The organism is Legionella fairfieldensis ATCC 49588, assembly GCF_000621525.1.
GTDB lineage: Bacteria > Pseudomonadota > Gammaproteobacteria > Legionellales > Legionellaceae > Tatlockia > Tatlockia fairfieldensis.
The window spans coordinates 82,677-98,896 of record NZ_KK211301.1 but is presented as its reverse complement, the minus strand read 5'-3'; the positions used below and the strand labels follow the sequence as shown (position 1 = coordinate 98,896).

Sequence of the window (16,220 nt, the reverse complement as noted above, 5' to 3'; positions counted from 1 at the left end):
TTGGTCCACTTATCCTTTTAAAGCCTTTACCAAATTGTGTTTTACTAACTCATCCACAACCAAATCACTCACATCAATGGCATTGGTTATATGATTTACCGTGTTACAAGTAATGATTTGCATACCTTCCATTTCCGATAATAGGGAATAGGCATCTTCTGCAAAAAGCGCATGCACACCAATGCAAGTCACTGACTTAACCCCTAAATCTTGCAAATGCTTCACCGTTTCCACCATGGTTCTGGCCGTGGAGATGATGTCATCGACTAATACTGGGGTAGAGGAGTGAAGCTTCGGAATATTGGGTACTGAAATAGCCACCTCTTTATCACCCCGTCTCTTTTTTTCCAAAATCACATAGGGAAAATCGCCCTTTTCTGCAATGTCGGCAACCCATTGCTCACTTTCCATATCAGGGCCTATAAGCACTGGTTTAATAACATGAGCCTTAATCCATCTCGCTATATTTGAAGTAGCATGTAAGACAAAAGTAGGAATGGAGTAGACTTCATCTAAAGAGTTATAACGATGCAAATGGGGGTCAATGGTTATGAGCCAATCAAATGAAGTAGAGAGTAACTCAGCAAAATAACGCGAGGTAATCCCTTCACCCTGATGAAAACGTTTATCTTGACGTAAATACGGAAGATAAGGGGCAATCAAACCAATTTTTTTAGCTCCTAATTCTTTGGCTGTTTTAGCAAAAAACAACAAAGGTAGTATTTTTTCATCGGGTCGGTTTAAGCTATCCACTACAATGAGGCTGTGATTTTTAACTTCCGAATTAATTTTTACGTACCACTCCGTGTCTGGAAAACGATGCAACGTGGCATCACCCACCTCCACTTGAAGCGCTTTTTTTAAGTGTCTACTGATTTCTGAAGCATCAAATAATGAAAATAAAATGGGCTTCAAGGCTTCTCTCCCAGAACAATGGTATTTTGTTTATCGCGAATAAAATCGCGAGCATAAGTCATCTCTCCTGAAGACTCTGAATGGATGGTGAACAAAGGCTGTCCTTTTTCAACTTGGTCGCCAATATGAACATGCAAATCAACCCCTGCTGATTTAGACTTAGGGGCCCCTGCAAGCTTGGCAATTTTTGCGAGCATTCGATTGTCAATGAGAGATACTTTACCTGCTTTCTCAGCACCAATAGGGTTAGTAAAACGTGCCGCCGTCAATTCCCGCATGCCTCCTTGTGCCTCACAAATCGCCTGAAATTTTTTAAACGCTTCGCCGCTATCTAATAATTGTTTGGCTATCGATTGACCTGAGCCAGGTTGTACTGTTGATGAAAATTCCAGTACTGCTCCTGCAAGAGTTAATGATTTTTCGCGCAAATCCTTTGGGGCATGAAGCAATCCTTGTAATACCGCCAACACATCGCGTGCTTCCAGGGAAGGGCCAATACCATTTCCTATCGGTTGTGCGCCATCAGTAATTAAAGTATGGACCACAAGGCCTAACTGTTTTCCTACTTCTTCAAGGGATTGCTTAAGAAGTAAAGCCCTGGACTTATTCCTGACTTTTGCGGTAGGTCCCACTGGAATATCAATAACGGCATGGGTTGCTCCTGTAGCAATTTTTTTAGAAAGGATTGAGGCGACCAATTGACCTTCACTATCTAACTCAAGAGCACGCTCCACCCGAATAAGCACATCATCGGCAGGGCTTAAGCTCACAGCACCTCCCCAAACGATACAACCGTTTTCCTTTTCAACCACGTGACACATAGCCTTTGGGCTCAGTGACACCGGTGCTAAAGTTTCCATTGTATCTGCAGTACCTGCTGGAGAAGTAATTGCCCGTGAAGAGGTTTTTGGGATAGTTAACCCAAAAGCAGCTACAATGGGAACCACAACAAGGGTGGTGCGATTTCCTGGCAAACCACCAACACAATGCTTGTCTACAATCAAAGGAGATGACCAGGATAAGCGATCGCCACTGTCAATCATGGCTTTTGTAAGTTTCATGATTTCAGTATTGCTTAAACGTTCTGCGGCACTGGCCGCTAAAAAAGCAGAAATTTGCAAATCAGAAAGACGACCACTTAAAACGTCATCCACGATGGCTTTGATTTGTTTAAAAGAGAGTTCATTACCATAAATCTTCGTATGCACATAACTTAATGATTCCAGAGGTTTAGGATGGGATAATTGGATTTCATCCCCTTCTTTAGCATTTAAAGAATCCCAGGCATAGTGTGACAAGCTGGCTTCCCCGGGCTTAAGCAGCTCTGAGGTAACGACATTAAGCGTTGCGATAATGGAGCGTTTTCCAAGGGTCACTTGAATACGTGTCTGCACTTCAAAGCCTTCTGCATGACACACATGACAATCCTCTCGCATGTAAATAATGGCTTCATGATACGTCTTGATGCCTAAATATTTTAAACGCAAGGCATGACCCACTTCTTTTGTCACGACAAATCCTCCACATGCTGGTAAGAAGGAATCATGCAGGTGAAACCAAATTGCTGTTCAATCTTGTCTTTGAGCGATTGTGCACTGTGAGGTTCACCATGAGTGATAAAGACTTTTTTGGGTGGCCGAATAAAGTGCTTTAGCCAACCTAACAGCTCCTGATAATCGGCATGCGCAGAAGTACTGCTCATGACAACGACCTTGGCACGTATAGGAATCATACTACCATGAATTTTGACCTCACGTTCCCCATTGACAATCCTGGCACCACGAGTGCCTCCTGCTTGAAAGCCGGTAAAAAGAAGGGTGCTCTTAGGATCAGGGGCAAAGGCTTTCAAATGATGCACAATACGACCACCTTGGGCCATCCCACTGGCGGCTATAATGATTTGAGGCATTTTATGACGATCGAGTTCTTTTGACTCCTCAGGGGTATTGATATAAGTAGCTGCGTTACATAAGCCATGGCATTGTTCCTCATTTAAACGATGATCCTCTTTATAAGTGCAGAGCAAATGGGTCGCATTGATGGCCATTGGGCTGTCTAAAAACACTGGAACGTCTTTGTGAATCTCTCCTTTTTGTTTCAGTTGATAAATAAAATAAAGAAGACTTTGCGCACGCCCTACGGCAAAGGCTGGAATGACGACAGAACCCCCTCGTTTGATGGTTGTATTAATCACTTGCCCCATTTGCGGCAACGGATCAGTTGCATCATGCAATCGGTCGCCATAAGTGGATTCCATGATCAGATAATCCGCTTCTTGAATGGGGGTTGGTGCCTTCATGACCGGATCATAAGGTCGACCAACATCCCCGCTAAACAAAAGGGAACACTTGCTTGTTTTTATTTTGATCATCGCGGCACCCACGATGTGTCCTGCACGATGAAATTCGAAGCTAAATCCATTAAATAATTGGTGCGGCGCATTAAAATCAACGGTTTCAAAATGTTTTAATGCCGTTCTCGCGTCTTTTTCGGTATAAAGAGGAAGCGCTGGCTTATGTTTCGAGAAACCATATTTATTGGCTAATCGTGCTTCTTCTTCCTGAAGATGACCACTATCCGGTAATAAAATAGCACACAATGCTTTTGTGCCGGGTGTTGCATAGATTTTTCCTTGAAATCCATTTTTTACTAATAGGGGCAAATAACCGGTGTGGTCAATATGCGCATGAGTGATAATCACAGCATCAATATCGCGCGGGTCAATAGGCAATGAAGCCCAGTTACGTAATCGTAATTCTTTATACCCTTGAAAAAGACCACAATCGATGAGAATTTTTTTAGAATCGATGGTCAAAAGGTATTTTGAACCAGTAACGGTTTGGGTTGCCCCTAAGAACGTTAATTTCATCTTGCCTCCATTAGACTTCCTTGTTTTTTCAAATCCACTTGCCAGCGCCACATCACATAAACCACGGGAATCACAATTAAAGTCAGCAATAGTGCTGAAAAAATCCCACCCACCATGGGAGCCGCGAGGCGTTTCATCACATCAGCACCAATACCTGTCGCCCACATCACCGGTAACAAACCCAGTATATTCGCAAGCCCTGCCATCGCCATAGGGCGAATACGCGATACGGCGCATTGCTGCACCGTTTGAATCAAGTCCGGCAAGGTTTTGAGTAATCCTTTTTCTTTTTGCTCGTTGTAATCAGAATCAAGGTAAGCGAGCATCACCGCACTCGTTTCAGCAGCCACTCCAGCAAGTGCAATCATCCCAACCCAGACCGCGATACTCATGTTGTACCCTAATAGAAGGAGCAGCAAAAATCCGCCAAGTAGAGCAAAGGGTACACCTAGCATCACCATCAATGTCTCAGTGATGGTGCGGAAGGTAAAGTAAAACAAAATAAAAATAATGGCTAAGGTGAGTGGTACAAAAATTTTAAGTCGTTCATACACGCGTTGCATGAATTCGTATTGACCTGACCAGGCAAGCGTGTAGCCCGGGGGTAATGTGACTTTTGCCTTGACCACTTGCTTTAACTCTTCCACGTAGCTTCCAATGTCTCGTCCGCTAATATCAATGAACACATAACCTGCTAACATCGCATTCTCATCGCGAACCATGGCAGGACCTGAACGAAAGGTTAAAGTCACCAATTGAGCAATAGGTATTTCAGCACCACTGGGTGTTTTCACTAAAATACGATTGATCTTATCCGGATCATCGCGTAATTCTCGCAAATAACGCACATTAACAGGATAACGTTCACGGCCTTCAATTGTGGTCGCTATGTTTTCACCACCCACGGCTGATTCGATGATACGATTGACATCCATAATGGTTAAACCATAGCGCGCAAGCTCGTCTCGATGGATGTCAAAATCAAGAAAATACCCTCCAGCCACCCGTTCCGCATACACCGTACTTGTCCCCGGTACTTCTTTGGCTACCATTTCGATTTCTTTGCCAATGGCTTCAATTTTTTTAATGTCAGGACCAAAAACTTTAATCCCTACAGCGGTTCGAATTCCTGTGGTGAGCATGTCATTACGCGCTTTAATGGGCATAGTCCAGGCATTGCTCACACCGGGAAATTGCAAGGCTTTGTCCATCTCAGCGACCAGGCTTTCATAGGTCACGCTTTTGCGCCAAAATTTCTTAGGCTTAAGTTCAACAATCACTTCCATCATGCTAAAAGGAGAAGGATCGGTTGACGTATTAGCCCGTCCCGTTTTTCCAAACACATAAGCCACTTCCGGGAATGATTTTAATTTCTTATCCATTTCCTGGAGCAGTTCTGTGGCTTGTGTGACCGATATGCCAGGTAAAGTAACAGGCATATATAAAATCGTACCTTCATACAGAGGCGGCATGAATTCTGAGCCAATGAGTTTATAGAGGGGAACCGTGGCTAATGCTGCTACCACAGCAATCGCTACTACAACACCACGGTAATGCAGTGCTAATTTCAAAACTGGTGCGTACATTTTTTGCATCACGCGGGTAATGGGATGTTTTTGCTCGGGGATGATACGCCCACGCACCAAAATAGGTAATAACATGGGGATTAAAGTAATGGCCAGCAAAGCACTCATAAAAATGGCTAAATTTTTTGTATAGGCCAAGGGTGAGAATAACCGTCCTTCTTGGGCCTCCAGGGTAAAAACCGGCATAAACGATATGGCAATAACCACTAATGATGCAAAAATGGCAGGGCCTACTTCTTTCGCTGAATCAATCAACACTTTGTTGCGATCGCCGGGACTTCCTTTTGCTTCCCAATCGGCTAACCGTTTGTGTGCGTTATCGACCATGATAATGGCCGCATCCACCATATCCCCAACCGCCACAATGATGCCGCCAATGGACATGATATTAAGGCCAATATTGAAAAAATAAATGGGAATAAACGAAATCAAAATAGCAAGCGGCAAAGTAATAATTGGAATCAAAGCGGAACGAAAATGCCCCAAGAAAACAATGATTAATAACCCAACCACCACAAGTTCTTCAATCAAATTCCAGTTGGCCGTTGAAATGGCTTCTCGAATCAGATTACTGCGGTCATACACATTGACCATTTTTATTCCTTCTGGAATGGCAGTAGCCAATTCTTTGAGCTTATCCTTGATTCGACCAATCACTTCCAAAACGTCTTCCCCAAAACGCATGATGACGATGCCACCAACGGTTTCGCCTTGACCATTTAAATCGACCACACCACGACGCATGTCTGAGCCTAGCTGCACGGTTGCCACATCTCGTAATAAAATCGGCGTCCCATTGGCATTCGTACCAATGGCTATTTTTTCAATATCATCTGTCGACGTGATATAGCCTCGTCCACGAACCATGTACTCTGTCCCTGAAAATTCAATGACACGCCCACCAGTATCATTATTGCTCATACGAATTTTTTCAATAATTTGGGGTACAGAAAGTTTATAGGAAAGTACTTTGACGGGATCTAAATTAATTTGATACTGCTTAACAAAACCACCCACGGTGGCGACCTCTGATACACCAGGTATAGCTCTTAACCAATAACTTAAATACCAATCTTGAAAAGTGCGTAAATCGGCCAGATTATGCTTCCCGCTTTCATCCACTAAGGCGTATTGATAAATCCAACCGACTGGTGTGGCATCAGGGCCTAATTGAGGGGTCACGCCTTCAGGCAGTTTTCCACTCAATTGGCTCATGTATTCTAAGACACGTGAGCGCGCCCAATAAATATCGGTTCCGTCCTTAAAAATGATATAAACGTAAGAAAAACCAAAATCAGAAAAACCGCGAACTGCTACAACGTTCGGTGCGGATAACAATGCCGTTACAATGGGGTAAGTGACTTGATCTTCCACCAGATCCGGTGCTCTGCCCATCCATGTGGTATACACAATCACTTGCGTATCTGAAATATCAGGCAAAGCATCCATGCGAGTATTTTTTAAACCCCACCAACCGCCCAAGGAGAACCCCACGACAAATAGCAACACGATAAATCGATTGTTTGCGCAGAATTCAATTATTTTCTCAACCATGTAAATCCTTTTATCGTATTAATGCTGCATACCACCCATCGCAGCCTTTAACTGACTTTCAGAGTCAATGAGGAAGTTAGCAGAGGTAATAATGTTATCTCCCTCTTTGATGCCTTGTACCACCTCGATCAAATCACCAGCACGCACACCCAATGTCACATTGCGCCACTCAATTTTTCCATCCCCATGATAAATAAACACCACGGCACGCTCACCCGTTATCAAAACAGCATTTTTGGACACTACAAGTCGCTTGCCTAAAGGAATTTTTAAGTCAATATTGGCGTACATCCCCGGTTTTAATTGATCCTTGGCATTATCCACCACAAAACGAACCTTGGCGGTACGAGTTTTCATATCGACCGTTGGATAAATAAAATCAAGTTTGGCTTTAAACAATTGATTAGGCAAATACGACAAGGTGACATCCGCTGTTTGATCGAGTTTAATATAAGGTAATTCATACTCATAAATGTCGCCTAAAATCCACAAACGAGATAAATCGGCTATGGTATACAGTTCATCTTCTGGTTTGATTCGCATGCCGACTAATGCCATTTTATGAGTAACCGTTCCATTAATTGGAGAATTAATGGTCATCGTATTGGTAATTTTACCGCTTTTTGTCAAATGCTCGATTTCCTTCTCAGAAATTCCCCACAGCAAAAGTCTTTGTTTGGCTGCCTCAAAAGACGCCTGAGAGCCTGATATAATTGAAGTGTTTTTGTTTTTACCAAGAATTTTTTTGGCTTGTAAAGCCAATAAATATTCTTGTTGAGTAGAAACCAGATCAGGACTATAAACAGTAAATAAAGCTTGATTTTTTTTGACTTTCTCTCCGGTAAAATTGACGAATAATTTTTCTATCCAACCATCAAAACGCACATGAATATGGGCAACCAACCGTTCATCTGCTTCAACATAACCCACCGTACGAATCGTTTTTTCAATCCATTGGCTTTTTACCGGCTCCGATGTAATGCCTATGGCTTGTAAGCGAACTGGGTCTATCATGATTAAATTGTCCGAGGTGGATTTTTTCATATCCATCTTGTCATGAGTACTTGTTGTTGATTGCGCAATACCTATTTGAACGGCGATCAATAACACAATAAATAAGACGATTGGCTTTCTAGACTTCATGTGAGCTTCCCTGTAATTTCTTCTATCTGCGTGATGGCTTTTTCGTGATTTGCCAACTCATTATGCAATTCAATTTCATTTTCTTGTAACGTCAGCAGGTTATTAAGCAAGGTTAAAAAATCCACTTTACCAACTCCATAATTGGCTTGTGATGAATTAAACGTTAGTGTGGCCAAAGGAATGATGGAGCCTTGGATCAATTCAATTAACTTTGCAGAACGCTGTTCCACTAAAAAAGCGTTTTTGACCTGGAAAAGAAGCGCTTGATAGGTGGTGTGCAAATCTTCTACTTCAGCATTGTAACGAGAAAGGGATTCTCGCAAGCCATTATTTTGCTTCTCCATAAAATACAAAGGAATAGTGGCTTTCAAGTTGACCATATATCCGTCATTATTCGTTACTGTGTTATGTAATTTTCCTCCTTCAATTTCAACATCAGGAAAATAATTCATTTTACTTAATTTAACCGTTTGGCGTCGTTGCTCAACGCTTCGTTCGCGTGCTTTTAATTGTGGAGAGCGCTGTTTGATGAGGTTATTGAGAAATGCCAAATTATGACGATGATGGGTTACAGATAACTGCGATGGGGTATGAATTGCAATATCCAAGGGTCGATTTAAAAGACGGTTAATATCCGCCTCAAGCGATTCCCGCTCTTGTTTTAAGATAACCAAACGCATATCCAGGCGAGCGATTTCGGTCTGTGCCCGAAAAATATCTTGTTGCGGAACTTTTCCCACGCTGTAATTCACTTGAGCACTTTTTTCAAGCTCTTGCAGAAGCAGTAGGGTTTTTTGCAGGATTTCAATTGATTTATTAACCGAATAAAGGTTGTAATAGATACGCTTTAATTGGGCAATAACAACCAGGCACGTGGCCTGGAAGTCCGCGGCAGCCCGTTTTGCCTTCTCGACTGCTATTTTCCCACGAACTGCCAGCTTCCCTGGAAATGGAATTTCCTGACTTGCACCAATCATTTGTAGCCGCATGGGATCAATATTCATCGGGGAACCAACACTGACTTTAGGATCAGGGAGTGAACGGGCTTGGGGTGCAACACGATTGGCAGCGATCCAGCGCGCATGAGCCGCCTTAATTTGTGGGTTATTTCCCTTAGCCTCTTCAATCAGCTTCTCTAAAACTGGTAATGGCGCAGCATGGCTTAAAGAGAAAACAGGGTAATTGATCAAGCTGGTAATCAGGATGACCCAGAAGCCTTTTTTAAAATTAAAACGCCTCATGAGGTGAATTCCTTAATTTAATCATTTTCTTCAATTCCAAAATCAGTAAAGGGATGGTTCCTAAGACTATCCAAAGCAAGCATTCAGATAAAGTCACTGGACTAATTCCAAAAAGACGTTGCAAAAAAGGGACATGATGAATGAAGATCTGCAACGCAAAACTAATGCTGACAATAAAAAACAAGCGCATGTTTGAAAACAGCCCTACTTGCCATATGGTCTTGGTTTGACTACGAGCCCCAAAGGCTCTTAATAATTCTGCAGTCACTAAAACAGAAAAAGCAGCGTCCTGAGCCTGTATCAAATCCGCATTGACTAAATATTCGTAAGCAAATACACCAAAGGTGACCAGTGCCGTTAAACAACCTATAAAAGATACCTGCTTGAAAAATGAAAAATTCATCAGAGATTGTTGTGATGATCTTGGCGGACGTTTAAGAATTCCAGGCTCAGCCGGATCGGTTGCCAAAGCCAATGCCGGCAAACCATCCGTCACTAAATTTATCCATAACAATTGGATTGGCAATAGTGGTAAGGGCCAGCCGATTAAAAGAACACTAAAAACAACCAGCAGTTCACCCATATTTCCCGCTAATAAATAAGCAAGCGTTTTGGCAATATTGTCATAAATTGTCCGCCCTTCTTCAATCCCATCGACAATAGAGGTAAAGTTATTATCCATGAGAATAATATCGGCAGATTCTTTAGTCACTTCAGTGCCTGTGAGCCCCATTGCGATACCAACCGAAGCTTCTTTTAGTGCCGGTGCATCGTTTACACCATCACCAGTCATTGCAACCACCATGTGATGTTTTTTCCAGGCACGAACGATTTTTAATTTATGTTCAGCAGTAACGCGAGCATAAACAGCAATCTGTTTCACACACGCCATAAAGTCATCATCAGACATCTTATCCAGTTCATTACCTGTCATCAGGCGATCGCCTGGATTCAGTATCTCTAATTCACGAGCAATTGCTTTGGCGGTATCGGGGTGATCGCCTGTGATCATGACTGGTTTAATGCCTGCCATTTTACAACGCTTAACCGATGCTTTTGCATCAGCATGCGGCGGATCCTGGAGTCCTATGAGTCCTAGTAAAACAAGATTATTTTCAATGTCTTCATCAGCAGCCTCCAATAATGAAGAATCGCATTGCCGTTGTGCAAAGGCCAAGATTCGCAATGCTTCACTGGCCATCAATTGACAGGATTGTTGCATACGGGCACGTTCTTTAGGGGTTAATTTTTTGATGCCCTCTCGAGTCAAAATATGGCTACAGCGTTCGAAAATCACTTCAGGTGCCCCTTTGACAAACGCAGTCAGTTGCTCTGCTTGCCTACGGATTATCGTCATACGTTTTCGTTCTGAATCGAAAGGCAATTCTCGTATGCGAGGAAAAGTCGACTCCAGAATATCACGCCAAATATCTCCTTTGGCAGCCGCTACTAATAGTGCAATTTCTGTTGGGTCCCCAACAGTGGATAGTTGTCCTTGTTGCAAACGAATTTCTGCATTGTTACACGCCGAAGCGGCGCTCAAAACAGTCTGTAACAAATTATCTTTGGCGACATCACTCTCTTGACCTTGGGAAATAAAATGACCATCCAAGTGATATCCTTCACCTATGATACTGTACACTTCCTCTGCGGTAATGAGTTTACGGGCTGTCATCTCACCCACTGTTAATGTCCCGGTTTTATCCGTACAAATGACTTGGAGACAACCCAGAGTTTCCACAGCTGACATACGCCTTACCAAGACAGCACGTCGTACCATGCGTTGAACACCTAAGGCTAAAGCAACAGTGACTACCGCAGGTAAACCCTCAGGAATAGCCGCTACAGCCAGACTAACGGAGCTCATAAACAATTCAAAAAATGGAATACGACGTAACCAACCGAGAATAAAAATCAGTAGGACAATGGAAAAACAAAGCCATAATAGCCGGGAACCCACATGATTAAGCCTTTTTTGTAATGGGGATTCATCACGAGAAGCCTCATTCAACATGGTCGCAATACGTCCCATTTCGGTACTCATACCGGTTGCGACTACAATGGCTCGACCTGTACCATTCGCCACGGATGTTCCCATAAAGACCATGTTTTTGCGCTCAGCCAGCGGTGTTTCAGCACTATAAAAATTGAGATTTTTTTCAATAGGCAATGATTCACCGGTTAAAGGGGCTTCCTCCGTCTTTAAGGAAGACAGCTCAAAAAGACGAGCATCAGCTGTAACTAAATCTCCTCCTTCAAAAAGAAGAATATCGCCTGGCACTATATCGGAAGTAGTGATTATCCTGGCATGACCATCCCGAATTACCCTGGCTTTAGGGGAAGCCAATTTTTGCAACGCTAAAATAGCACGATCAGCTCGAAATTCGATAATAAAGCCGATAATGGCATTCAAAACCACAATGGCAAAAATGGCAATGGCATCTACTGTTTCACCAAGTAAAAATGAAATGACTACAGCGCCTAAAAGAACCCAGGTGACTAAACTGTTTACTTGTTGGAAAAGAATTTTCAAAAAAGAAGTTTTTTTCTGTTTGACCAATACATTAGCGCCAGACTCTTCTAAGCGTCGTTGTGCTTCTTCCTCAGTTAAACCAACTGATAAATCAGTTTTAAGTACTTTGGCCACTTCTTGGGGCTTCTTGTCATGCCAAATCTGCGTCATTGTCCATCCTTTGAATCTGCTCACCTATTATTCATGTGAGTTTAATTTCCCTAAAAATTCAAACGCCTAAGTTGGTATTATAAGAGAATCAATACTCATGACAAACCCTTACAATTCAGTCTAAAGCCCCTGATGTTAACGACCACTGCCACCTCCATGGCCTTGCGCGACATGAATATTTTAATTCTTTGTACTATCGTTGGCAGCTCCACTGTTTGTACAAACAGCAAGTAATAAACAGCAGGCTAAAATAAACCAATGACTTTGTTTTATGATGATTTTTATCCATGATTTTAAAAGGAAATAATTAAAATATAGACTGTCATTCAATCACCAGTCAAAATAAATAGCTCTAATTGATTGAACGGATAACATCAAACTCTTCTTCCCAATCCAAAAGATAGACTAGATTATTTTGTGCATGATTACTATTTTTTGGGTGAAAACAGAGAGCTTTTTCTTTTTCCTCTTCGGCTCTTGCTTCAGGAAAATACTCCAAGATCTCCATATCACTCATGATAGTTCCATCGATAAATAGATTACCTAATAATAACTTAAAATAAAGTGAATTATCTTAAGCATATCTAATTTTTCTTATACTTTAATTCGCTAAACTGATTTAAGCAATTGAATGAGATGTTGTATAAACTCTAAAAAAAACAGTAATCATATAAAGCGGTTAATTGAAACCTAGGTAGTTAGTGTTTATCTACGATATAATGATACAGAACGGTTGAGTGTCCTTGGAGCCAAAATTATTGTGAAAAAATTTATCATTGCCCTCATTGGTTTGCTATTAAGCAATTCGTATTATGGAATTGCTATTGCTGGAAATTCACATCATCATGCGATGAAAAATCCCTCAAAAAATTCATCGAAGTCACAGCAAAGTGCTACCATGCGATTATCAATTCAGAGGATAATTGAAAAAAAGGATAAGAAACTAGTCTTCCTCAAGTTATCTAAAACAACAAATAATAACCCAGTTACCCTAAACGATCTTGTTGAGGCACATACACAAAAGATTCATTTATTGATTATTGATGACAATCTCATGGACTACAGCCATGTTCATCCAGTTGAAACAACGACACCCGGTGTTTACCAATTTGAGTGGCAGCCTATCCTCAAAAATGCTTCTTATCGTGCATGGGCCGATCTATTGCCTGCGAATACAAAAATTCAGGAATATATTATTGCTGATTTTCCATCTCCTAAAAACATTAAGGGATTAGGAGGTCATATTGATCACCAGCCTTTATTTGAAAGCACTGTTGATGGCTATCAGTTCAAATTATCTTTTGATAAAACACCATTACAAGTGGGGCAACCAGCCATGGGTAAAATAGATATTGTTGATGCCAAGGGAAACCCAGTTCATACGTTAGAACCAATTATGGGTGCCTATGCTCACATCGTTGGTTTTAATGAAGACTTTAAAACCGTTACCCACGTTCATCCTATGTGGAAAGAACCCCAAAATAAGGCTGAACGTGGAGGACCCGAATTACAATTTCATATTGAGCCCAATAAAGCGGGATTTATTAAATTGTTCACCCAAGTACAAATTAATGGGAAAACACTTTTTGCCCCGTTTGGAATCCCAGTAAAAAATACAATGCAATATTAGATCCGCAATACTGGATACATCACTTGAATCACGAATCCATTCATCTCATATTGAACAAATAAAACTGGAGAAACCATCCATTGGCATGGTGGGTTAATTTTCTGGTAGTTGATTGATTTTCAATTTCATTGAATAGATATCAGATGACTTATCTTTGTGGCTTAAAGGTAAAGGAACTCTTACTTTATAAAGTTCTCCCCCATTTACTAAAACAAAAGCCTGCCCCTTTGGCAAAGAAATAATATCCTCTACTCCAATCATAGGCACAGAAGAAGTTTGTACTCTGTCCTCATTGGTTGTATTAAAATAAACCCCATCTTCCCCATGAGGTGTATCATTAACCATAGAAACTTGGGTATGTCCAATAACTCCAACTTGAGGCAGCACTTTAACCAGTAAATTGGCTGTTTCTTCATTTTTAACACGCAGCATAATTAGGGTATTAAAATTTCCCTCGGATACTTCTGCTTTAGCCCTGGAACCCAGTGCAACTTCCATATCTTGAATAGTTTGAGCGTAAGCGGTCACTTGAAAACCAGCACCGCCCGCTTTATTGAGAATCTTCACAAAAGAATCCTGGATAATCTCTGACAGCTCATCACAATGCAGATTCAATATATAACGAGCATTGGGTTCCTTGTAAATTTTACCAGCTGTAGAAACCAGATCTGACAAAAAAGCTTTACCCACTGCTTGGGCAATATTAGGATTAGTTAAACTATCTAAACCAATATAAAGCACTTTCTTATTTTTAATCACATCCATCAGCTCAATGTCACCTGCTTTGGCCTTTGACGATAGAATTTTTGAAGCATTACTTTTATTGATTTCAGACAATACAGGGCCGACGCTGGCTGTGATTTTTTCATAGTAGTGTTTATCCATAATAGCTGCATCATAAAGGTCTATCAGGATTTGGTCGTGAAGCGCTTCGGCATTGTTGCTTTTGATGGTTTTGTTGATGTGGTCTTTGACATATTGAATGACTGCCTGGTGGCGTTCCATAGGGGATTTGGTTTTATTGTTTTTACCAATCTTGCTGTCATGTTCCTCTATAATAGCTTCAATCTCTTGATGATATTTGGGATAGTGATTGGGTAGAATGGTGTCGGCATATGTCATCAATAGTTGATCTAATCGACTGATATAAAAGGCTATGGATTGGTAGGTAATGGGTTGTTTCATTTCTTCAAGACAAATGGCAACGATATTAACATATTTCCATGCAAAGGCTGCAAATTGCTTCCCTTCACCTTCTGCGGATATTGCATCGGTGATTCGTGTAGCCACTTCACTGATTTGGTCGAAATTTTTGAGAGGATTATATCGTGCGGATTTCTCTGGAAAGCCTAAGTGAACGATTTTGAAATCTTCTGTTCTGCCTGATACCTTACAGGCAGCCATCATGTCTCTAACCAAGTCCTGGTCGCCTTTAGGGTCTACAACAATAACGGCATCACCGTTTCGGATGTCCTGGTTAATCAGAATACTGGCTAATCGAGTTTTGCCGACTCTGGTAGTACCAACCACAAAAGTATGACCTACACGTACATCTTGAGGAATGTAAACTGGTTTATCTTCTTCTCCAACTCCGTGAAGGAAAGGACTTCCTCCGACGGGAGGATCGGGTCTGAATGGATTTAACTTGGAGCGGTTGTTAAGCCATTTTGCTAATCGAGTGTGTTCATGGTTTTGGCAGAATTGTCTGGCCAGCTGATAGCTATAGCTCCTTTGCATGAACTTTTCATTTTTGACCTGTTTGATTTGATGCAGCTTTTGGGTATGGCTTGGTCGCCAGCGGAAACCTTTACCTAGAAATAGCCAGTTTTTGGATAAAGGAATTTCTGTGGTGGATAGGGCATAGGTTGGCATGGCTAAAAGTCTGTGCTGATATCGCTTAACCTTTATTGCTTGCCATGCTCTAAAGACACCAGGGATTGATAGTGTAATCGCTGCATATAGACTCATTGTTTGCGTAAGCAAGAACAGATGTGGTTGGCTATAAGCGAGTAGAGCCAAAGACAAACAGGTAATCGCTGACCAGGCTTCGGTTGGTTCCCGAAATAGGTTATTAATAGGATATTCGCTCATAACATTCTCCAAATCATCAGTGCATCAATAAATAAGAAAATAGCCAGTAGATACCAGCGGACTTTGAGGGCTGTTTTGAGTTGTTCGGATGAGAGTTGATTATTAATCTGTATGCGTGTGACCAGCTTTGGCCATAACAAAATCAAAGCCAGATAAAGTAGTCCATGTAAGCCTAGAAACAACGGTTGTATATTAGCGAATGTATGTTGCCAACGAGTAAGAATATTTGTATTGATAATCCAAGGAGCAATTATCAATAAACCAATGATTGGTAAAATGGCTTGAATCAGTACTATAATGAATGAACGGATGTAATGTTTAATCATAGGGATAGCTCCAAATGAGAAAGGTATTTCGCTTGTTGGCGGTAGTTCTTGATGCCCTTGTTGGCGTAGCCGAGGATAAACCTGCTAAACGCTATTTGACTGTTTATGAGGCTCAAGAAAAATTTGATAAGGGCTTGATTAGTATTCGTGAATACAATGAATCCCTTGAGTCTAAATAAGGT

12 protein-coding genes are annotated in these 16,220 nt (G+C 41.4%); 2 read left to right on the top strand and 10 right to left on the bottom strand.

The genetic code is table 11. From position 1 onward, the window contains the following. Window positions 1–9: 9 nt before the first annotated feature. The 8 genes from T345_RS0112695 to T345_RS15135 form a co-directional block, all read right to left on the bottom strand. Window positions 10–915, bottom strand: a complete 906-nt coding sequence (locus T345_RS0112695; protein ID WP_014842608.1) for a ribose-phosphate pyrophosphokinase — start codon at window positions 913–915, stop codon at window positions 10–12. Further along, window positions 912–2,426 carry a thymidine phosphorylase family protein gene (locus T345_RS0112690; protein ID WP_014842607.1) on the bottom strand — a complete coding sequence of 505 codons (1,515 nt, stop codon included), beginning with the start codon at window positions 2,424–2,426 and terminating at the stop codon, window positions 912–914. Before T345_RS0112690 ends, T345_RS0112695 begins: the two co-directional genes overlap by 4 nt. Continuing rightward, window positions 2,423–3,784: an MBL fold metallo-hydrolase RNA specificity domain-containing protein gene (locus T345_RS0112685; RefSeq protein ID WP_014842606.1), complete on the bottom strand. Its 1,362-nt coding sequence runs from the start codon at window positions 3,782–3,784 to the stop codon at window positions 2,423–2,425. Before T345_RS0112685 ends, T345_RS0112690 begins: the two co-directional genes overlap by 4 nt. After that, entirely contained in the window at window positions 3,781–6,924 is a 3,144-nt protein-coding gene (locus tag T345_RS0112680; RefSeq protein ID WP_010652852.1) for an efflux RND transporter permease subunit, read from the bottom strand. Before T345_RS0112680 ends, T345_RS0112685 begins: the two co-directional genes overlap by 4 nt. Window positions 6,925–6,942: 18 nt before the next feature. Further along, entirely contained in the window at window positions 6,943–8,067 is a 1,125-nt protein-coding gene (locus T345_RS0112675; protein WP_014842605.1) for an efflux RND transporter periplasmic adaptor subunit, read from the bottom strand. Then, window positions 8,064–9,308 (bottom strand): TolC family protein, encoded by a 1,245-nt coding sequence (locus T345_RS0112670; protein WP_014842604.1) that lies wholly within the window; start codon window positions 9,306–9,308, stop codon window positions 8,064–8,066. The genes T345_RS0112675 and T345_RS0112670 overlap by 4 nt, the downstream gene beginning before the upstream one ends. After that, complete coding sequence (locus T345_RS0112665) at window positions 9,295–11,991, bottom strand: cation-translocating P-type ATPase (protein WP_014842603.1); 2,697 nt, start codon at window positions 11,989–11,991, stop codon at window positions 9,295–9,297. The genes T345_RS0112670 and T345_RS0112665 overlap by 14 nt, the downstream gene beginning before the upstream one ends. A gap of 352 nt (window positions 11,992–12,343) precedes the next feature. Next, window positions 12,344–12,508, bottom strand: a complete 165-nt coding sequence (locus tag T345_RS15135; protein ID WP_154080663.1) for a hypothetical protein — start codon at window positions 12,506–12,508, stop codon at window positions 12,344–12,346. A 243-nt stretch (window positions 12,509–12,751) separates the two neighbouring features. On the opposite strand from T345_RS15135, the gene T345_RS0112655 reads away from it, so the two are divergent. Beyond that, complete coding sequence (locus T345_RS0112655; protein ID WP_028389632.1) at window positions 12,752–13,621, top strand: hypothetical protein; 870 nt, start codon at window positions 12,752–12,754, stop codon at window positions 13,619–13,621. A 93-nt stretch (window positions 13,622–13,714) separates the two neighbouring features. On the opposite strand, the gene traD is transcribed toward T345_RS0112655, so the two are convergent. Further along, window positions 13,715–15,712 (bottom strand): type IV conjugative transfer system coupling protein TraD, encoded by a 1,998-nt coding sequence (traD, locus tag T345_RS0112650; RefSeq protein WP_014842601.1) that lies wholly within the window; start codon window positions 15,710–15,712, stop codon window positions 13,715–13,717. Further along, on the bottom strand, window positions 15,709–16,038 hold the full coding sequence (locus tag T345_RS0112645) for a hypothetical protein (RefSeq protein ID WP_014842600.1): 330 nt from the start codon (window positions 16,036–16,038) through the stop codon (window positions 15,709–15,711). The genes traD and T345_RS0112645 overlap by 4 nt, the downstream gene beginning before the upstream one ends. Before the next feature lie 14 nt (window positions 16,039–16,052). Between T345_RS0112645 and T345_RS15130 the strand changes: the two genes are divergently transcribed. After that, window positions 16,053–16,217: a hypothetical protein gene (locus tag T345_RS15130; protein ID WP_010652859.1), complete on the top strand. Its 165-nt coding sequence runs from the start codon at window positions 16,053–16,055 to the stop codon at window positions 16,215–16,217. Window positions 16,218–16,220: the final 3 nt, after the last annotated feature.